This is a genomic window from Streptomyces sp. NPDC024017, assembly GCF_040638895.1.
Taxonomy (GTDB): Bacteria; Actinomycetota; Actinomycetes; order Streptomycetales; family Streptomycetaceae; genus Streptomyces.
Genome location: NZ_JBEZYZ010000003.1, coordinates 472,262 through 489,510 on the forward strand (window position 1 = coordinate 472,262; position 17,249 = coordinate 489,510).

The window sequence follows — 17,249 nt, forward strand, 5'->3', positions numbered from 1 at the left end:
GAGGGCCCGTGGTGGGCGAGGCCCGCCGCAGTGAGCGTCAGAGCACAGTTGCGGAGGCGAGCGCGGGGCCGATCGCGCCTCCGAGGAGGTAGAGCAGGGTGAACAGCCCGATCGCTGTCGGCTTGTGCCGCTCGGGCACGGCGGCTGTGGCCACGATGACCTGAGTGGCGTTGGCCGAGGTCGCGGCGAACAGCGCCAGGAAGATCCCGGCCAGCAGGAGAAGTGGCGCACTCGCGAAGACCGCGGCGAGCACGGCAATGGTCCCGGCTGCCACGAGCACGATCCGCACGTTCGTACGGGAGAACCGGGCGGCGATGGAGGTGAACCCGAGGGTCGCGAGCGAGGCCAGGACCATCGCGACGAGCTGCCCGGTGGCGGCGGCGTCCTTCGTCCAGTGGGCGCGGGCGATGAGTAGCTGCGGGATGACGAACAGCAGGGTGAAGTACCCCGCGGAGAGAGCGAGCGTCAGGCCAGTGGCGGTCTGGAACCTGACGGACCGGATCGTGGTCACCGGCACATAGCCGTCGGGGCGGCGGCGCGTATAGGTGATGAGCCAGATGATCGAGATGGCCGTCGCTGCCAGGGCCGGCAGCGGGTTCGAGGCGACCATCACGACGCTTACAGAGAGCACGCACTGTGCGGACTTGGCGGCGCAGTAGGCGCCGGCCTCCGGGAAGCTGACCCATGACAGGCCGGACAGGATGTTCAGGATCGCGCCACCGCCGCCCGCCGCGATCTGGGGTGCGAAGGCCCGGACCACCGAGAGGGATCCCGCGACCACTTCCACCCGGGCCGGTCGATGGGCAGGGGCCCCGTATCCGTTTCCGAGGGGCCGCTTCCACCGTGGGGGCTCATCCGACAGGCCGGTCGTGGTACCGGCCTGTCGGGCGCTTTCGGTCAGGCGAGGTTCTTGGAGAAGAACTCGTCGAACCTGTCGAAGGGGATGAGGTCTTTGCGGTCGTACAGGTCGACGTGGTCCGCGCCTGGGACGATTACGAGGTCGATGTTGCCGGGTGCCTTGGCCTGGATGTCCTCGGAATAGTAACGGGAGTGCGCGTCGGCGCCGGCCACCAGGAGGGCCTTGCGGGGTGCCAGCATGTCGATGTTCGTCGCCAGCTGGAAGGCGAAGAACGACATCGGCGTGGTGCCGGTGAATGCGGTGGTGGAGTTGATCGAGCGCGGGTGGTAGCCGCGCTCGGTGCGGTAGTAGTCGAAGAAGATCGCCGTGATCGGGTCGGCGTCTGCCGGGAGGGTCTCGGGAAGGACGCGGTTTGTGGGGGCGACGTTGCCGTTGTCGTCGAAGGGGACCTCGTGGGAGAGTCGCTCGTAGGTGCCGTTCTCGGCGTCGATCCAGCGCTGCCGACTGAGGTGGTCCACGACCTTCTGGCGCTGCTCACGTGTGTAGTAGTCCTTGTGGCCGCGGGACATGCTGCGCGACATGTCGTACATCGAGGCCGTGGCGACCGCCTTGATACGGCTGTCTGCAGCCGCCGCGGTGAGCGCCATGCCGCTCAAGCCGCAGACGGCCTGCGCGCCGATCCGCTTGCGGTCGACGATCTTCTGCAGGCCGAGGAAGTCGACGGCGGCGCTGTAGTCCTCGGTGTAGATGTCTGGCGAGGCCACGTCGCGCACCGTGCCGCCGCTCTCCCCGGAGAAGGAGGGGTCGAAGGCAAGGGCGACGTAGCCGCGACGGGCGAACTCGTTGGCGTAGAGCCCCGAGGACTGCTCCTTGACCGCGCCGATCGGGCCGCTGACCACCAGGGCGGGCAGCTTGCCCCGGGCGTTCTTCGGCACGTAGAGGTCCGCGGCGACCTCGATGCCGTAGCGGTTCTTGAACCGCACCGAGGTCCGCTTGACGTTCTTGTCCAGCGCGAAGGTGTAGCCGCCCTTGTCCGTGGCCTTGCCCTGTCCTGTAGCGCCCGCGGCGCTGCTCGTCTCCGCACCGAAGGAGGGCACAGCCGCGACGGAGGCGGCGGCGGTGGCGGCGCCGGTGGCGGCGATCAGTCCGAGCGCTTTGCGACGTTCCATGGAGGCGACCTCATACTCGATCGGTGGAGGGAAGGGCGCGACGGTTGGTGATCTCGTGACCGAGGCGCGATTTCAGGAAACCGCTTCTGCGCCAGGCGTGGCAGGTCGCATTTATAGGGGGTACAAGCTCGACCCCCCACCCCGCGGGGTGTGTGTCGTAGCGTGGAAGGCGCAGCACACCGCGCCTCGGCCAGGCGGCCGCCATGTCCGAGGGCGGCCCAATTGGTGCAGGCGCCTCGGGCGGACGGCGTCCTTACTGGAGGAGTACCGAACCGGGCGCGGACGAGCGCTGAGCGACAACGAACCGCGACCGCTTCCACGAGGCCCAGTGGCGACGATGCATCGCCGCAAAATCTTGCCACGGCCTGGCCTGCGCCATCTGCCACGGTGGCCGGGACGATATCCGCCGGCGTACCGCGAGGTCTGGGAGGACCGGTTCGCCGCCCTCGGTCTGGTCCTCAACACCGGCCCTTATGGAACAACTCCCGCTACCTGGGCGCCGCCGTCACCCAGCTCCGCTCGGAGGCCCAAACCACATCAGGGCCGGGGACGTCGTCCTCCCTGCTCAACGACCGGCACATCAGCTCTCGGGCAGCTGCCTGCTCAACATCAAAGAGAGGGAATGCGCACGCTACTGGCCAGCGCGGTTGGTGGGTGTGCTGGGGGACTCCACGGGGGTGGCTGCCCAGCTGGCGAGGAGCTTGAGCCGGTCTTCGTGTCGGGTCGATCGGAGTGCCCATTCCGGACGTGGAGATGAAGCTCATCCGTGACGACTGGTCCGAGGTCACAGGCGGCCACGGCGAGATCGGGGAGATCGCGATCAAGGGGTCGCGGCGGTCGTGTCCAGCGCGGTGCCAATGTCGTCGAGGATGAGCACCGTCGCGTTTTTCGCGGCGGCCACCGGCGACGCCATGAGCACGAGCCACAACACCGGCACCAGTGGCCGGGAGAGCTCCCGCGCGGGGCTCTGGCTGGACGTGTGTGAATGTGCGGGTGAGTTGTCCGTCATGGTCTCCGCGCCTTCGGGGTGCGGGCGGAAGCTTGTCCGGTCGCCGGCCGCTGGCGCCCCGCCCTTGAAAGGGCGGCAGGGCCAGGACCGCATTCTCGGTGCTGACCCTGCGCATCGGGTGTTACCAGGGCAGGATCTGTTCGTCCTGGTAGAAGGCGCCGGTGCCCGTCTCGGCAGGGAGGTTGACGACGTGCTTGATGCTGGCCGCGCCGTCCGCGAGGGGGCGGCCGCCCTCGCCACCGAGATCGCTCGCCGTCCAGCCCGGGCTCGCGGCGTGAACGGTGATCCCGTCCTCGGCGAGCTCCGCGGCCAGCGAACGGGTCAGCGCGTTGAGAGCCGCCTTGGACGCACCGTAGGCAGGAGTGGCCGCCCCCATGCGCGCCAGCGACGCCGCCTCGCTGGACACGTTGACGATGCGGGCGCCCTGCGCCTTGCGCAGCACCGGCAGCATGGCCTGGGTGACACGCCACGTGCTGAACAGGTTGATCTCCAGCGCTTCCTGCACCACGCCCAGGTCGGCGGTGGACGCCTGCTGGGCGTAGTCGAAGATGCCGCCGACGTTGTTGACCAGCACGTCGAGACGACCGTGCTCGGCCTCGACCTTCTGCGCCGCGGCCTTGACGCTCGCCGGGTCCGAGGCGTCAAGCTGGACCGGGTGGGTGTCGCCGCCGACTTCTGCGGCTGCCTGAACTGCTGCATCGCCGTTGCGGGCACTGAGCAGCACGGTGTCGCCGTCTGCGGCGAACTGGGCGGCGAGCTCGCGGCCGATGCCGCGGTTCGCGCCGGTGATGAGGATGACGCGTGACATACCTGTGTCTCTTTCCTACGGGGGGCGATGGGTGGGGGCCAGCCGTTACGGCCGCTGATGCGGCGCCCACTTCGGACGCGCCCTCGGTCACCACCTTGACCCCGTGAGTTCACGATGTCAAACAATCAGGGTCCAAATCTGCTAGAGTTCAACATTATGGAATCTCGGGAATCATCAGGCCGCGTTCTCCAGTCCGTACAGCGGGCCTTCGACCTGCTGGAACGCATCGCGACGCACCCCGAAGGCGCGCGATTGAGTGAACTCGCCGACGGCGCCGGCCTGAACCGCAGCACCGCCCACAATCTGCTCGCCTCCCTCGAAGGGCTCGGCTACATCACCCAGGACAAGAAGGGCGCCGCCTACCGGCTGACCGGCAAGCTCAACCGCCTGCTGCGCCTGGACGCCGAGGCGGAGCACGCGCTGCGCGCCCGCATCAGGCCCGTGCTCAAGAACGTGAGCCAAGCATCGGGTGAGTCCACCTTCCTCGCGTTCGCCACCGGCACCGACTACCTGTGCGTGGACGCCGTGCAATCGGACCAGCCCCTGCACCTCGCCGTCAGGCCCGGCGAGCGAAAGCCGCTGATCGGCGAGGCGCTCGGCCACGCCCTGCTCGCAGCCGACGCAGACCTCGCCCACCTGGTCCGCGCCGATGACCCGGACCGGTGGGAACGCCACGCGCAGGAGATCGCCGACGCCAAGCACCACGGCTTCGCCCTCGACCTGGACAGCCAGCAGGCAGGTATCTCGTGTGTCGCGGTCGCGGTCACCCCACGCGCCGCGATCGCCGTCGCCGGGCCCACCACCCGCCTCCCAGAATCACGCCTCATCACGATCGGCCAGAAGATCCGCGAGGCACTGGACAAAGTGCGACCGGCCAACCAGGAATGGCTGTGACCCTGAACCACTCGAAAGCGGAAAGCCAGCGCATGTGAGAGCGCGCCAACTTCGGCGCCCTTGCCCACCGGAGCAACGGATCGGCGGGCTCTCCCGTCGCTCGCGGTCAGGCTGGAGGCACCACGGGCAGGACGATGCGGGACGGCCGGGCGGGATCGTGGAAGACCTGCTGCCGGGCCACTCGGGCCGTGGTCGCGTTCTCCTCGGGTTCGCCGGTGTTGAGGTTGCGGTCCCAGCGGGGGAAGTTGCTGGAGGTGACCTGGACCCGTATCCGGTGACCCGCCCGGAAGACGATGCTGGTCGACCACAGGTCCACGACGTGTTCGGCCGCCTCGCCCGGTGTCGCCGCGCGCACCCGCACGATGCCGTCGGCCACATTGCGGGAGACACTGTTCTCGTCCACGTCGCACAGGCGGGCCACCCAGTCGGTCGAGGGTCCGTCCGTGGCGGTGAAGAGCACAGCCCGGACGCGGCCGGTCACCTCGACGTCCTCGGTGATCGGTTCGGTGGTGAAGACCAGGACGTCCTCACGTCCCTCCACGGCCGTCTGCTCGAGTGGCCCGGGACGGAACTCGTCGGACATCAGGAGCGCGCCGCCGGTCGTGGGCACCGGGTCCATGGGGTCGTAGGTGAACTCCTCGGCCCGCTCGGCCGTGGACGGCGACTCCAGCGTCAGGCGTCCGTCGGCACGCAGGTGGAAGTCCGTGTCCACCGCCCGTGAGAGGGGCCATTCCGTCTCCTCGCGCCACTGGTTGATGCCCATGACGAACAGCAGCACCGTGCCCGTGTCCGGCTCCAGGGCCTCACCCTCGCCGAGCGTGCGCTGGAACCAGTCGAACTGCATGTCGTGCACGCGTCCCCGCAGGCCCATGAAGTCGGAGTGCGCGCCGAACCCGAAGTTGACGTCACCGACCACGTGCTGCCAGTTGGTGTGGGTCCACGGGCCCATGACGAGCGTGGCGGACCGGCCGGCGCGGCGCATGGCGGTGAAGTTGTCGAGCGTGCCCTGGCTGAAGATGTCGTACCAGCCACCGACCTGGAAGGTGGGCAGGTCGACCTCGTCGTGCCGGCCCGCGACAGTGCAGGACCGCGCCCAGTCGGGCTCCCGCCGGGACCGCTCGTAGCCCAGCTCGGGCAGATCGTGCCGGGCGAACGCGGGAAACCGCCCGGCGGGCAGCTCTCCGTAGCCGCCGCTCGCCAGGCCGTCCAGATCCTGCACGAGCCCGGTGATGCTGCTCACGAGACCTTCGCTGTCAGTGCGGTGACGGCGCATCAGCGTGTCGGCGCCCTGAAGGAGAGACCAGGGCACGCTGATGCCGAGTTCGATCGCGCCACCGCGCGTCCACAGGCCGTCGTCCGGATCGGACCACGTGATCAACGGTGCGATCGCCTTCAGCTCCGGCGGCTTCGACAGCGCCGCCATCCACTGGGTGTTGCCGAAATAGCTGATGCCGATCATGCCGACGGCGCCGTTCGAGCCGGGCAGGGCAGCGGCCCACCGCACGGTGTCGTAACCGTCGCTCTCCTCGTACGTCCACGGCTCCCATTCCCCCTCGGAGGCGAACCGGCCCCGGGTGTCCTGGATGACCACCAGGAAGCCGCGCCTGGCCGCGGCCAGAGGATCGAGTACAACGCCCATCATGGGCGTCTGCTTGCCGTACGGCAGCCGGCTCAGCAGCACCGGCCACGGCCCCGTACCTCCGGGCCGGTAGACATCCGCGCGCAGCACCGTGCCGTCACGCATCTCCGCCGGGACATCGAACTCGATCCGTATCTCCGCCACGCGCTGCTCCTTCGCATGCCACGACGCTGTCAGGCACATGGTCGAACCTGGTCCCCGTCCCGCACTACCCCCGAACGGGGGTGGCTACGGCGCTCCCCGGGACAGTCACTCCACCGCGTTCAGCAGGTCGGCCAGCAGGTCGGGCCGTTCCAAGGCGATGAAGTGGCCTGCTCCCGGCACCTGCGTGAAATCGGCGGCCGGCAGCAGCTCCTTGTCGGCTTGCCGGTCCGATGGCCGCGACCAGTCCTTCTCCCCGTAGACGAGGTGGACGGGTGCCTTGACCTCGGGGTAGCGCGAGCGGGCGGCGATGAGACTGGGCAGGCTCTGGTACACGGCCCGGGCGACGCTCGGGTAGCCGGGGCGGCTGCCCACCTGGAGGAGTTCGTCGACGTAGTCCGCCCGCAGCGCGGTCTTGTCGACCAGCCCGCCCTGAAGGATCCTGCGGAGGGCGGCCTTGGGTTCCACCCCGGCGATCACCGGACCCACCCCCGGAGTGAGGACACCGCCGACCACCAAACGGGCGAGAAGACCGGACCGGGCGATCCCACCGGGGAAGTCGTACGTGTTCACCGCGACGATGCGCCGTACCCGCTCCGGCAGATCGGCCGCGGTGGTCAGGGCGAGCACCGCCCCCATGGACTCCCCGACCAGTGTCACGTCGTGGAGGTCGAGTTCGGTCAGGAGCCGCTTGACGCCCGCGCGCATGGCCGGCTCGTCGTACGAGGCCCCGGGCACGATCTCGGAGTAGCCCATCCCCGGCAGGTCGAGGGCGTACACGGTGTACTGGTCCGCGATCAGCGGGATGAGGGAGCGGAAGTGCTCGGCCTGGGTGCGCACGGTGTGCAGCAGGACCACGGGAGCGCCGGTGCCCGCTCTGAGGTAGCGCAGGGTCCCCTCGTCGCTGCGGTGTCCTGCGCGCGGGGCGATGGTGTGGCTGGTGGTTCCCGGGATGCGAATCGTGGGACGTGGCTCTGGGCTGGGCATCTCGCTGGTTCCCTTTGAGTGAACTGCTGCGGACGGGTGGTGCGGACAGGGCCCGCCCGAAGGGGGGTGACCACGGACCAGCCACTGGATTCATTGAGAAACCGACCGGTTTCCATCACCGTAAACCGATCGGTTTCCGAGCGCAAGGCTGAGGTTGCCATCAGCGGCAACAGGGTCAGCGCACAGGAGAGACGCGAGAGTGTCATCCGCACGGCGGTCGCCGATTCCGAACTCAAGGGCTGCTACGGCACGTCTAGGGAGGGCGCGGTGACGGCGCCTCCTCGAAAGGGGGGCGTCAGTGCATGCCTGCCGCATCGAGCAGGGTGGTCACGGTGGGCGTGACGAGCCCTGTCAGATCGTCGGCTCCGATCCCCGCGCGGGCGCCGGCCCCGTCGAAGACCAGGCTGAGCTGCCGGGCCAGCAGGTCGGGATGGCTTGCCCCGCCTCGTTCGGCCTCGGCACGGAAGAAGGCGGTCAGATTCTCTTTGACCCGGTGGGCCACCTGGCTCGCAGGGTGGCTCTGGTCTTTGAGCTCGATCTGAGCAGCCAGGTACCGACAGCCTTGGAAGTCAGGCGCACTCGCCTGCTCCTCCAGCTGGTCGAAGACGTGCAGGATCCGCTCGCGGGGTGAACGGCCGTCGTCCGCCGCCGGCAGGAGCCCGGCCGCGAAGGCAGAGGCGCGTTCCCCCAGGCTCGCCGCCAGCAGTTCGTCCTTGCTCTCGAACAGCTGGTACAGGGAACGCTTCGACACCGCCGCCGCCTTGCACAGCGCCTCGACGCCGATGCCGACACCGTCTCGGTAGGTGAGTGTGGCCGCCGCCTCCAGCAGCCGCTCTCTGGTGCTGGGTTTCACATCGGTGGTCATACCGCGAGGTTAACTCGATGTGGATAAATTGAAAACCGATCGGTTTACAGCGCTGCACCGGGGCGGTCTCGCGCCGCCCACGGGCCGAGCGGGCATGTGAGTCCGGTTCCGCTACGCCGGCACGGCGGCCTTCTCGGCTTCGTCCGGGCGGGGACGCGGCAGTCCGGCTACGGACGCGAATCCGGGCCGGAGGTCCTGCAGGCGTACACGAGGACCAAGTCGGTCGTTATTTGACGACCCGGTCGCTGCCTGAGCGGCGTCACTTTGCAGGAGGGTGAGCCCGCAGCTATCCTCATATTCAACAATGCGACTAGGTGCCTAGTTGTTTAGCGATGGCCGTGTGCCACTTCCATCAGCAGCGTTGACGAGAGGCGGTCGGCCCCGTGTCGAGCAGTGGGTATCTGCGCTATGTCGCCCTGGGCGACAGTCATACCGAGGGGCTCGGGGACGGCGACGACGTCCGTGGTCTTCGGGGCTGGGCGGACCGGCTCGCCGAGCAGGTCGCCCGCCACAGCCCCGGCCTGCTCTACGCCAACCTCGCGGTGCGCGGCCGTAAGGCCGGTCAGGTGCGCGCCGAGCAACTGGCTCCGGCTCTCGCGATGCGGCCTGATCTCGCCACCGTGGTGGCTGGGGTCAACGATGCGTTGCGCCCCAGCTGCGACCTCGACGAGGTGGCCGGCCATGTCGAGGCGATGTTCGCCGCCCTCACCGCGCAGGGCGCCACCGTCGCGACCCTCATGTTTCCCGATGTCGGGCGTATCACGCCGTTGGCCCGCCCGATCGGTCACCGTGTTCTCGCACTCAACGCGCGCATCCGGGAGGCCGCCGACCGCCACGGCGTGGTGGTGGCGGAGACGGCCGCGCACGCGGCGGCGACCGATCCGCGGTTGTGGGGTGCTGACCGGCTGCACGCCGGCCCGCTGGGACACGCGCGCATCGCGGCTGCCGTGGCCCAGGCGCTCGGTCTGCCGGGCAGCGACGACAAGTGGACCCTTCCCCTTCCGGCCGAGGGGACAGACATCTCTGTCTGGAGGGCCGTGGGTGCCGAAGTGCGCTGGGCCGGCACCTTCCTCGGCCCTTGGGTCGGCCGCCGCCTGCGTGGCCGCTCCTCCGGCGACGGCCGCCAGGCCAAGCGGCCGGCGCTGCTTCCGGTGGCCGCGTCCGCCGGGGACACCTCCCCATCGGTGTGATGCTCTGGCTTGCGACGACGCCGGCGGCTCCTCGTGCTGAACTGCTCTTCACCGGACGGGAGCTGGAAATGAGTGACATCCATCCCTCCGCGTAGGGCAAGCTGTTCGGCGCGCCCGTCGCCCCGCGACACTTTCACCGTCGCCGCACTCACCAGCTCCGAGGCGGCGCGCAACGCCGTCCGCCCGACACTCACCGTGCTGGCCAGTCGGCCTATGCGCAGGTAGGCAGGGAGCTGACGCTCAGGCAGAGCTGGCCGTTGCCGTGCTCATGCCGCTGACCGACCCGACCGTGGCACAGGTCGGGAGCGGGCATCCGCTGCGGGCTGCTCACGACCGTCCAGGTACTAACTTTGTTGACTGGCTATGTGGGTGGGGCCGCCGCAGTCAGCCGTCGGCCCGGAGCGCGGCCGTGCGCTGTTCGAGCCTGCGTAGCGCCATGTCCCCCCACTGGAGGTTCTCCCGCTCGAACGACATCCCGCGCAGCAGCGTGAGATACGGGCCGATGCGCTCGGCCTCGGCGAAGTACGCCTCCTCGGAGCGCCCGTCGAGCAGACGCCGCCGGAGCCGCTCGTAGCGGGCCAGCTTGGCGGTGGCCCACTCCATGCGCTCGGTGATGGCGGTCCGGACCGCTTCGATGTCGCCGTCGTCCAGGCACTGCACCTTGACAAGCAACTCGTCCCGGATCACCGCCGGTTTACCCAAGGGCTCGGCGGTGTAGGCGTGGACGGCCTTCCGCCCGGCCTCCGTCAAGGAGAACAGTCGCTTGTTGGGGCGGCGCTCCTGCTCGACGACGCGGGCCGTGACGAGTCCTGCGGCCTCCATGCGATCCAGCTCCCGGTAGAGCTGCTGAGGCGTCGACATCCAGAAGTTGGCGACCGTCGCGTCGAACGCCTTCGCGAGGTCGTACCCGGACGCCTCGCCCTCCAGCAGCGCGGCCATCACCGCGTTCCGCAAAGCCATGGATGCACGCTAGCAGACTAATCAACAACGTGACTAATGGTCACGCCTTCCCTGTAGACAAGCCCTAACGGGCCCTCTACTCTCCACCACACCTATTCACATTTCTGAGTATCAGAGGTGGGCTCATGCATCCCTTCCGCAAGGCCGTCGAGAGCCGCGACCTGGACGCCGTGGCCGCTCTGCTGGCCGACGACGTCGTCTTCACCAGCCCCGTCACCTTCAAGCCGTACCCGGGCAAGGCGATCACCGCAGCGATCCTGCGCGGGGTGCTCCGGGTCTTCGAGGACTTCACCTACATCCGTGAGATCGCCAATTCCGACGGCCGCGATCACGCCTTCGTCTTCACCGCCACTGTCGCCGGCAAGCAGCTCCAGGGATGCGACTTCCTGCACTTCGACGACGACGGGAAGATCGACGAGTTCACGGTGATGGTGCGCCCGCTCTCCGCCGCCCAGGCGCTCGGCGAGGCCATGGGCGCCCAGTTCGAGCAGATCGCCCGAGAGGCCGCCGAACAGTAACCACGACGACGGACTTCGACGGACTGCGCACCCTCTTGCGGAGCGCCACAACGTCCCCGGCTGAGAGGCCAACGACATGCCGTGCGTGAAGTGACGGCACTCGGATCGGGTCGGGCCCCGGGGTCGGCGGTGCCGAGTTCCTGTGGTGGGACTGAAGAACCAGCGGTCGGCCACGTCCTGTGCCTCCCGGCCGAACGTCCGTGCCTTGGCCGCCAGACTGAACGCCTCACGGACCTCTGGTTCCCCTTCCGACCCGCCAGGCGCGAGCGGGAGAGTGACGACCGCGACCGGTTTGCGGCCCGGACCACGCCGCCGGAGTCTGGAAGTGTCCCGCAGACGAGGCATGGCCTGGCTGATTCCTCATCGATCGAGAGGAGGCAGGCCGCTATGACCAGCATCGCCCACCGCATGGCCGCCCTGTTCCGGATCAAGGCGAACAAGGCCCTCGACAAGGCCGAAGACCCGCGCGAGGTACTGGACTACTCCTATACCCAGCAGCAGGAATTGCTGCAGAAGGTACGGCGTGGTGTGGCGGACGTGGCCACCAGCCGCAAGCGCATCGATCTGCAGATCAACCAGTTGCGCCAGTCCGGCGGCAAGCTGGAGGGGCAGGCCCAGCAGGCGCTCGCCGCCGGGCGCGAGGATCTCGCCCGCGAAGCTCTGAGCAGGCGCACCGCGGTGGCCTCCCAGCTCACGGACCTGCAGACCCAGCAGGCAACGCTGCAGGCCGAGGAGGAGAAACTCACCCTGGCTTCACAGCGCCTTCAGGCGAAGGTGGAGACCTTCCGCACCAGCAAGGAGACCATCAAGGCCCGCTACACCGCGGCCGAGGCCCAGACTCGCATCACCGAGGCCGTCACCGGCATCGGCGAGGAGATGGGCGATGTCGGCCTGGCCATGCAGCGCGCCGAGGACAAGACCGAGCAACTACAGGCTCGCGCCGGTGCGTTGGATGAACTGCTCGCCTCCGGCGCCCTGGAGGACGCCATGCTCCCTGCCGGCCGCGACGACATCCAGGCCGAACTCGAACGGGTCACCGCGGGCCAGGACGTGGACAAGGAGCTGGCCCGGATGAAAGCCCAGCTCCCCGCGTCCGCCACCCCGTCGGCCCTGGAAGGCAAGAGCGCCGAGCAGGGCCCGCCGGACCAGGAGGGGACATCATGATCATGCGGATTCTCGGCGAAGGCCAGTACGAGATCACGGAAGATCACCTCGGCCGGCTCAACGAGCTGGATGCCGCTCTGCAGTCCGCGGCCGACGCCGACGACGACATGCTGTTCGCCACCGCCCTGTCGGCGCTGCTGGACGCGGTACGCAGCTATGGCGCGCCCCTGCCGGCCGAGACGATCACGCCGTCCGACCTGGTCCTGCCCGACGAGGGCACCAGCCTCACACGGGTGCGGGAGCTGCTCTCCGACGAGGGCCTCATCCCGGGGTGACGACGCTGCGCGGCCGATTCGAGCCCGACCGGCAGCTCACCGCCCGGTGCCGGTCACGATGTTCCTCCGCGGGCTGCCGTACGTCGCGTCCATCGCCGCGTCGATCGTGCTGCTCGACTCCGTCGTCCTGGTCGTCGAAATGTCGTTGCGCAGGGCAATGCCGTGCCAGTGGACCGAGGTGGTGGTCTTGCCCGGCAGCTGGTTCGCGAGTTCGGCGATCAGGGTGTCCCCGGCGGACAGTCGGATCTCCTTGGCATCCGTCGAGTGGCCACCGTGGACGGAACCGAGGGAGGCTGGAGGGAGACGGCGGTCCACAGGCCCCGGCGGCGGTATCCGGTCGCGCGCGAAGGCCGCGACCGAACGGGGTGTGCAGCGGATGGGAGAAGACCCATGAAGGTCGGAGTGCTGACCGGCGGAGGTGACTGTCCAGGTCTCAACGCCGTGATCCGCAGCGTCGTCCGCAAAGGCGTCCAGGATTACGCGCTCGACTTCGTCGGTGTGCGGGACGGTTGGCTCGGTCTGCTCCGGAACGACGTCGTCCCACTGGACATCTCCAGCGTGCGGGGAATTCTCCCCCGCGGCGGCACCATCCTGGGGTCCTCCCGTACGAACCCGTTCAAGCACGACGACGGGCTGCGACGGGTACGGGACACGCTCGCCGCGCATGATGTGGACGCGCTCGTCGTGATCGGCGGAGAGGACACGCTGGGGGTGGCCACAGAGCTCAGCCGCGAGGGAATCAACCTCGTCGGTGTGCCGAAGACCATCGACAACGACGTCTCGGGCACCGACTACACCTTCGGCTTCGACACCGCCGTCGGTATCGCGACGGAGGCCATCGACCGCCTCCACACCACCGCCGAGTCACATATGCGCGCCCTCGTGGTGGAGGTGATGGGACGGCATTCCGGGTGGATCGCCCTGCACGCCGGCATCGCGGGCGGCGCCAACGTGATCCTCATCCCGGAGCGGCCGTTCGACATCGAGCAGGTCTGTGAGCAGGTGATGCGCCGGTTCGAGATCAATTACGCGCCGATCGTCGTCGTGGCCGAAGGGGCCGTCCCCAAGGAGGGACAGATGGTTCTCAAGGACCGGTCGCTGGACGAGTTCGGCCATGTGCGGTTGTCCGGCATCGGCGAATGGCTGGCCCGGGAGATCACGGCACGCACCGAGAAGGATGCCCGCACAACGGTCCTGGGGCACATCCAGCGCGGGGGCACCCCCAGTGCCTTCGACCGGTGGCTCGCCACCCGTTTCGGGCTGCACGCCATCGATGCGGTCAAGGAGAGGGACTTCGGCCGCATGGTCGCCCTGCGGGGCACGCGGATCATCCGCTTGCCCCTCGCGGAGGCCACAGCGGAGAACAAGGTGGTGGAGCCGTCGCTGTACGACGAGTTCGAGGCGTTCTTCGGCTGAGCCGTCACCCGTCGTGCGGTACGACCGCGACCGGGCAGCGAGTGTGGTGCAGCACGGCGTGCGTGACCGGTCCGAGACGGCCTTCGGGCGCCAGGCGCTCGGTCCGAGCAAAGCCCGGCAGCCAGGGCGTGCGGTAGGGCCGACCGCCCCTGCCGACCGGGGCCGGACGGACCTGCGCGGTAGGCGTCCCGGCCGGATCGTCCCGCAAGGCCCCGACCCGCCGGTGGACGGGGCCGACCGGCCCAAGCGCGCCGCACCGATCCGCGCCAAGCTGGAACTGCGGCGCGAACCGGGCACATCGCCCGTGCCAGGAAGGTGGTCAACCATGAAGGCCTACGTCTTCCACGGCCCTGGACAGTCCGCCTGGGAGGACGTCCCGGACCCCGGCATCAAGGAGGCGACCGACGCCATCGTGCGCGTCGACGCCGTCACCATCTGCGGAACGGACCTGCACATCCTCAAAGGCGACGTACCCGAGGTACGCCCTGGCACGGTGCTGGGGCACGAGGCGGTCGGCGAGATCGTCGACGTCGGAGGCGACGTACGCACGGTGCGGCCGGGCGACCGCGTGCTGGTCTCCTGCATCACCGCCTGCGGCCGCTGCCGCTACTGCCGGGAGAGCACCTACGGCCAGTGCCGGGGCGGCGGAGGCTGGATCCTGGGCCACCTGATCGACGGTACCCAGGCCGAGTACGTCCGCGTGCCGTACGCGGACCTCTCGGTGCACCGGCTGCCCAGCGCCCTGGACAGCAAGGACGCCGTGCTGCTGGCCGACATCTTCCCGACCTCCTACGAGGTCGGCGTGCTCAACGGGCACGTACGGCCCGGAGACACCGTCGCCGTCGTCGGCGCGGGCCCCATCGGGCTCGCGGCCGTCGCCACGGCCCGGCTGTTCGCTCCGGAGCGCATCGTCGCGGTGGACCTTGCCGCCCCGCGGCTGGAGGCGGCCAGGAGACTCGGCGCCGACGCGGTGGCCGACGCCCGGGAGGCCCCCGAACAGCTGATCGCGGACCTCACCGACGGACTGGGCGCGGACGTGGTCGTCGAGGCGGTCGGCGTCCCGGAGACCTTCGAACTCTGCACGCGCATGGTGCGGCCCGGCGGGCACGTCGCCAACGTCGGCGTGCACGGCAGACCCGCGACCCTCCATCTGGAAGACCTGTGGATCAAGAACGTCACCATCACCACGGGGCTGGTGGACACGTACTCCACCCCCACCCTGCTCCGGATGGCGGCCGCAGGCCGCCTGCCCACCGGGCAACTGGTCACGCACACCTTCCCGCTGACCCACATGGAGGAGGCGTACGACGTCTTCGCCCGGGCCGCCGACACCGGTGCGCTCAAGGTCGTACTGGGCGAGGAGCCGCACGAGGAAGTCGTCCCCTACCGGGCGGCCTGACGAAGGAGAGAGGTGACGGGTCATGACCGAACGGGCCTCGTCCCATGCCGTGGAAGGACGCCCGCTGGGCGACCTCGGGCGGCGGATCACCCAGCGGCGTACCGAACTCGGCCTGAGCCGGCAGGAGACGGCCACACGGGCGGGCATGGCGCCGGCCTACCTCCAGTACCTGGAGGAGCGGCCGACCGCCGACCCGGGCGCCGGCACCCTCCTCCGGCTGGCAGGAGCACTGAAGACGACCGTGTGGCACCTGACCGGTGGGGACACCCGGCTGCCGCCCGGGCTCGGCCGGGCCGCGCGCACCCCCCGGTTCACGGAACTGACCGAGACGGAGTGCCGCTCCCTGCTCTCCACGCACGGGGTGGGACGTCTCGCCGTGCCCACGGACTCCGGGCCGGTCGTCGTACCGGTCAACTACAGCGTCGTCGACGGCGGGATCGTCTTCCGCACCGAGCCCGGCACGGCCCCGGCGCAGGCGGACGGGCAACGGGTCGCCTTCGAGACCGACCGCATCGACGAGGCGTTCAGCGAGGGCTGGAGCGTGCTGGTGCGGGGCCCCGCGAAGACGGTCACCGATCCGGACGAGGTCGCCCGTCTCGAGGAGCAGGCCTTCAGCACACCCTGGGCAGGAGGCAGACGCGAACTCTGGCTGCGTATCGAGCCCGTCTCCGTCACCGGGCGCCGGATCACGGTCGTCTGAACGCGCAAGGACGTCACGCATCGTTTCCGAGTTCCGAGGCCCGTGCCGCGCTGCGGGGAGGCGCCCCGCGGCCGGTGCGGCGCACACTGGAAGCACGCCCGTGAGGGGTGAAGCGCGATGACTCGGACACGTCGTGGGAATGTCGCCGGAGTGCGACTGTGGCGGTGGCGGAACAATCCTCTGCGCCGCCGCAGTGACCGCCTGGAGGCCTGGACCGTGCTCCTCGCCTGGGTCCTCGCCGCGCTGGGCGGGGTGATCGCGGGCCTGGTCGCGGCCGGAGGGGTGGACCGTTCTCTCGCCGAACAGCGAGCGGAGTCGCAGGCCGTGCGGGCCGTGCTGACGGAGCGGGCGCCGAAGGCCCCGCAGGTGACGACGGACGGCTCCGGCGGCGACACGGTGTTGGCCACGGTGCGCTGGACCGCACCGGACGGCTCACCGCACACCGGACGGACCGAGGTCGAGCCCGCCGCCGCGGCCGGAACCCGGGTGACGGTCTGGACCGACCGCTCCGGTGAGCTGGTCGACACGCCCCTCACCCCCACGGAGTCGATGTTCCAGGCGGCCGGTACGGGTGTCCTGGCCGGTGCCGGCACCGCGGCGACGGTATGGGTGTGCGGACGGCTCGTGCGCCTGCGACTGGACCGGCAGCGGCTCGCCGCTTGGGACGCTGAGTGGGCGCGGGTCGGGCCGCAGTGGAGGAAGCGGATGACCGGCTGACCAGGAGCCGGCCGGTCCCGCGGTTGCCGTACGGCCTGGCGCGGCTCACTCCGGGCGGCTGCTCCCGGCCTTGCGCGGGTTGTCCTGCGTGGTCGTACGCCTCCCGCCGCCGGGCGGCGGGACGTCGCTCACAGCCGGCTCCCGCTGCCGTACGGGGCGTACAGGTCGAGCAACCGGACACGCGACGCGTGCAGCCGGTGGGCGACCACCCGGCCGACCCAGTCGGCGATCGCACGGCCGAACTCGGCGTCCCGGAGGCACATCGCCTGCACCGCTTCCGCGTCGAACTCGTAGGCGCGCACCGGGCTCACCGCCTCCGCGCCCAGATGCCACACGTACGGCGGGAAGTGCCACGACCAGCCGGCGAGCTCGCCGTGGCCCAGGGACTCGACGACAGCGGCCCGTCGGCCCGGGACACGGAGGTCGAGCGCGACAGTCCCGGTCCGCACGATCCAGAACCGGTCGGCGCGCCGCCCTTCCTCGAACATGCGGGTGCCCACGTCGAAGGACACCTCGCGAGCCACGCGCATCAGCCGCTG

At 69.7% G+C, this 17,249-nt stretch carries 18 protein-coding genes and 1 pseudogene; 9 read left to right on the top strand and 10 right to left on the bottom strand.

Going from position 1 to position 17,249, the window contains the following annotated elements:
• Positions 1-37: 37 nt before the first annotated feature.
• The 4 genes from AB0G20_RS10475 to AB0G20_RS10490 form a co-directional block, all read right to left on the bottom strand.
• Entirely contained in the window at positions 38-781 is a 744-nt protein-coding gene (locus tag AB0G20_RS10475; RefSeq protein ID WP_361298874.1) for a hypothetical protein, read from the bottom strand.
• A gap of 116 nt (positions 782-897) precedes the next feature.
• Positions 898-2,028, bottom strand: a complete 1,131-nt coding sequence (locus tag AB0G20_RS10480) for an alpha/beta hydrolase (protein WP_361298877.1) — start codon at positions 2,026-2,028, stop codon at positions 898-900.
• An 820-nt stretch (positions 2,029-2,848) separates the two neighbouring features.
• Positions 2,849-3,037 (bottom strand): hypothetical protein, encoded by a 189-nt coding sequence (locus AB0G20_RS10485; RefSeq protein WP_361298880.1) that lies wholly within the window; start codon positions 3,035-3,037, stop codon positions 2,849-2,851.
• A gap of 121 nt (positions 3,038-3,158) precedes the next feature.
• The gene (locus AB0G20_RS10490; protein WP_361298883.1) at positions 3,159-3,845 is read right to left on the bottom strand and encodes an SDR family NAD(P)-dependent oxidoreductase; all 687 of its coding nucleotides are present in this window, start codon (positions 3,843-3,845) and stop codon (positions 3,159-3,161) included.
• A 156-nt stretch (positions 3,846-4,001) separates the two neighbouring features.
• Here AB0G20_RS10490 and AB0G20_RS10495 point away from each other — a divergent pair, with 156 nt between their 5' ends.
• Complete coding sequence (locus tag AB0G20_RS10495; protein WP_361298886.1) at positions 4,002-4,739, top strand: IclR family transcriptional regulator; 738 nt, start codon at positions 4,002-4,004, stop codon at positions 4,737-4,739.
• Positions 4,740-4,845: 106 nt separating this feature from the next.
• On the opposite strand, the gene AB0G20_RS10500 is transcribed toward AB0G20_RS10495, so the two are convergent.
• From AB0G20_RS10500 to AB0G20_RS10510, 3 genes are all read right to left on the bottom strand, one after another.
• A complete protein-coding gene (locus AB0G20_RS10500; protein ID WP_361298889.1) occupies positions 4,846-6,522 on the bottom strand; it encodes a CocE/NonD family hydrolase in 1,677 nt (558 codons plus the stop codon).
• A gap of 105 nt (positions 6,523-6,627) precedes the next feature.
• Entirely contained in the window at positions 6,628-7,506 is an 879-nt protein-coding gene (locus tag AB0G20_RS10505; RefSeq protein WP_361298892.1) for an alpha/beta hydrolase, read from the bottom strand.
• 295 nt (positions 7,507-7,801) lie between these two features.
• On the bottom strand, positions 7,802-8,371 hold the full coding sequence (locus AB0G20_RS10510) for a TetR/AcrR family transcriptional regulator (RefSeq protein ID WP_361298895.1): 570 nt from the start codon (positions 8,369-8,371) through the stop codon (positions 7,802-7,804).
• A gap of 383 nt (positions 8,372-8,754) precedes the next feature.
• Here AB0G20_RS10510 and AB0G20_RS10515 point away from each other — a divergent pair, with 383 nt between their 5' ends.
• Complete coding sequence (locus AB0G20_RS10515; protein ID WP_361298898.1) at positions 8,755-9,561, top strand: SGNH/GDSL hydrolase family protein; 807 nt, start codon at positions 8,755-8,757, stop codon at positions 9,559-9,561.
• A gap of 384 nt (positions 9,562-9,945) precedes the next feature.
• Here AB0G20_RS10515 and AB0G20_RS10520 read toward each other — a convergent pair whose 3' ends face one another.
• Positions 9,946-10,521, bottom strand: a complete 576-nt coding sequence (locus tag AB0G20_RS10520; protein WP_361298901.1) for a PadR family transcriptional regulator — start codon at positions 10,519-10,521, stop codon at positions 9,946-9,948.
• 125 nt (positions 10,522-10,646) lie between these two features.
• Here AB0G20_RS10520 and AB0G20_RS10525 point away from each other — a divergent pair, with 125 nt between their 5' ends.
• The 3 genes from AB0G20_RS10525 (at position 10,647) to AB0G20_RS10535 (ending at position 12,478) form a co-directional block, all read left to right on the top strand.
• Positions 10,647-11,039 carry a nuclear transport factor 2 family protein gene (locus tag AB0G20_RS10525; protein WP_361298904.1) on the top strand — a complete coding sequence of 131 codons (393 nt, stop codon included), beginning with the start codon at positions 10,647-10,649 and terminating at the stop codon, positions 11,037-11,039.
• 387 nt (positions 11,040-11,426) lie between these two features.
• Positions 11,427-12,203 carry a PspA/IM30 family protein gene (locus AB0G20_RS10530; RefSeq protein ID WP_361298907.1) on the top strand — a complete coding sequence of 259 codons (777 nt, stop codon included), beginning with the start codon at positions 11,427-11,429 and terminating at the stop codon, positions 12,201-12,203.
• A complete protein-coding gene (locus tag AB0G20_RS10535) occupies positions 12,200-12,478 on the top strand; it encodes a hypothetical protein (RefSeq protein ID WP_361298910.1) in 279 nt (92 codons plus the stop codon). The genes AB0G20_RS10530 and AB0G20_RS10535 overlap by 4 nt, the downstream gene beginning before the upstream one ends.
• 138 nt (positions 12,479-12,616) lie before the next feature.
• Here the strand turns inward: AB0G20_RS10535 and AB0G20_RS10540 are convergent.
• Positions 12,617-12,730, bottom strand: a pseudogene (locus tag AB0G20_RS10540) (multicopper oxidase domain-containing protein); the annotation flags it as partial.
• 138 nt (positions 12,731-12,868) lie between these two features.
• On the opposite strand from AB0G20_RS10540, the gene AB0G20_RS10545 reads away from it, so the two are divergent.
• The 4 genes from AB0G20_RS10545 to AB0G20_RS10560 all read left to right on the top strand — a co-directional run bounded on the left by AB0G20_RS10545 (position 12,869) and on the right by AB0G20_RS10560 (position 16,710).
• Positions 12,869-13,894, top strand: coding sequence for a 6-phosphofructokinase (locus tag AB0G20_RS10545; RefSeq protein ID WP_361298913.1), 1,026 nt, complete (start codon positions 12,869-12,871; stop codon positions 13,892-13,894).
• A 325-nt stretch (positions 13,895-14,219) separates the two neighbouring features.
• Positions 14,220-15,293, top strand: coding sequence for a zinc-dependent alcohol dehydrogenase family protein (locus AB0G20_RS10550; protein WP_361298916.1), 1,074 nt, complete (start codon positions 14,220-14,222; stop codon positions 15,291-15,293).
• Positions 15,294-15,315: 22 nt separating this feature from the next.
• Complete coding sequence (locus AB0G20_RS10555) at positions 15,316-15,993, top strand: pyridoxamine 5'-phosphate oxidase family protein (protein WP_361298919.1); 678 nt, start codon at positions 15,316-15,318, stop codon at positions 15,991-15,993.
• 150 nt (positions 15,994-16,143) lie between these two features.
• Positions 16,144-16,710 carry a hypothetical protein gene (locus tag AB0G20_RS10560; protein WP_361298922.1) on the top strand — a complete coding sequence of 189 codons (567 nt, stop codon included), beginning with the start codon at positions 16,144-16,146 and terminating at the stop codon, positions 16,708-16,710.
• Between the two features lie 128 nt (positions 16,711-16,838).
• On the opposite strand, the gene AB0G20_RS10565 is transcribed toward AB0G20_RS10560, so the two are convergent.
• A complete protein-coding gene (locus AB0G20_RS10565) occupies positions 16,839-17,240 on the bottom strand; it encodes a cyclic nucleotide-binding domain-containing protein (protein ID WP_361298925.1) in 402 nt (133 codons plus the stop codon).
• Positions 17,241-17,249 lie beyond the last annotated feature (9 nt).

Bases quoted from the DNA above. Each gene is read 5' to 3' on its own strand.
- AB0G20_RS10535 (WP_361298910.1), top strand. From the start codon at position 12,200: ATGATCATGCGGATTCTCGGCGAAGGCCAGTACGAGATCACGGAAGAT.
- AB0G20_RS10510 (WP_361298895.1), bottom strand. From the start codon at position 8,371: ATGACCACCGATGTGAAACCCAGCACCAGAGAGCGGCTGCTGGAGGCG.
- AB0G20_RS10490 (WP_361298883.1), bottom strand. From the start codon at position 3,845: ATGTCACGCGTCATCCTCATCACCGGCGCGAACCGCGGCATCGGCCGC.
- AB0G20_RS10555 (WP_361298919.1), top strand. From the start codon at position 15,316: ATGACCGAACGGGCCTCGTCCCATGCCGTGGAAGGACGCCCGCTGGGC.
- AB0G20_RS10505 (WP_361298892.1), bottom strand. From the start codon at position 7,506: ATGCCCAGCCCAGAGCCACGTCCCACGATTCGCATCCCGGGAACCACC.
- AB0G20_RS10480 (WP_361298877.1), bottom strand. From the start codon at position 2,028: ATGGAACGTCGCAAAGCGCTCGGACTGATCGCCGCCACCGGCGCCGCC.
- AB0G20_RS10565 (WP_361298925.1), bottom strand. From the start codon at position 17,240: ATGCGCGTGGCTCGCGAGGTGTCCTTCGACGTGGGCACCCGCATGTTC.
- AB0G20_RS10545 (WP_361298913.1), top strand. From the start codon at position 12,869: ATGAAGGTCGGAGTGCTGACCGGCGGAGGTGACTGTCCAGGTCTCAAC.
- AB0G20_RS10520 (WP_361298901.1), bottom strand. From the start codon at position 10,521: ATGGCTTTGCGGAACGCGGTGATGGCCGCGCTGCTGGAGGGCGAGGCG.
- AB0G20_RS10550 (WP_361298916.1), top strand. From the start codon at position 14,220: ATGAAGGCCTACGTCTTCCACGGCCCTGGACAGTCCGCCTGGGAGGAC.
- AB0G20_RS10495 (WP_361298886.1), top strand. From the start codon at position 4,002: ATGGAATCTCGGGAATCATCAGGCCGCGTTCTCCAGTCCGTACAGCGG.
- AB0G20_RS10525 (WP_361298904.1), top strand. From the start codon at position 10,647: ATGCATCCCTTCCGCAAGGCCGTCGAGAGCCGCGACCTGGACGCCGTG.
- AB0G20_RS10485 (WP_361298880.1), bottom strand. From the start codon at position 3,037: ATGACGGACAACTCACCCGCACATTCACACACGTCCAGCCAGAGCCCC.
- AB0G20_RS10530 (WP_361298907.1), top strand. From the start codon at position 11,427: ATGACCAGCATCGCCCACCGCATGGCCGCCCTGTTCCGGATCAAGGCG.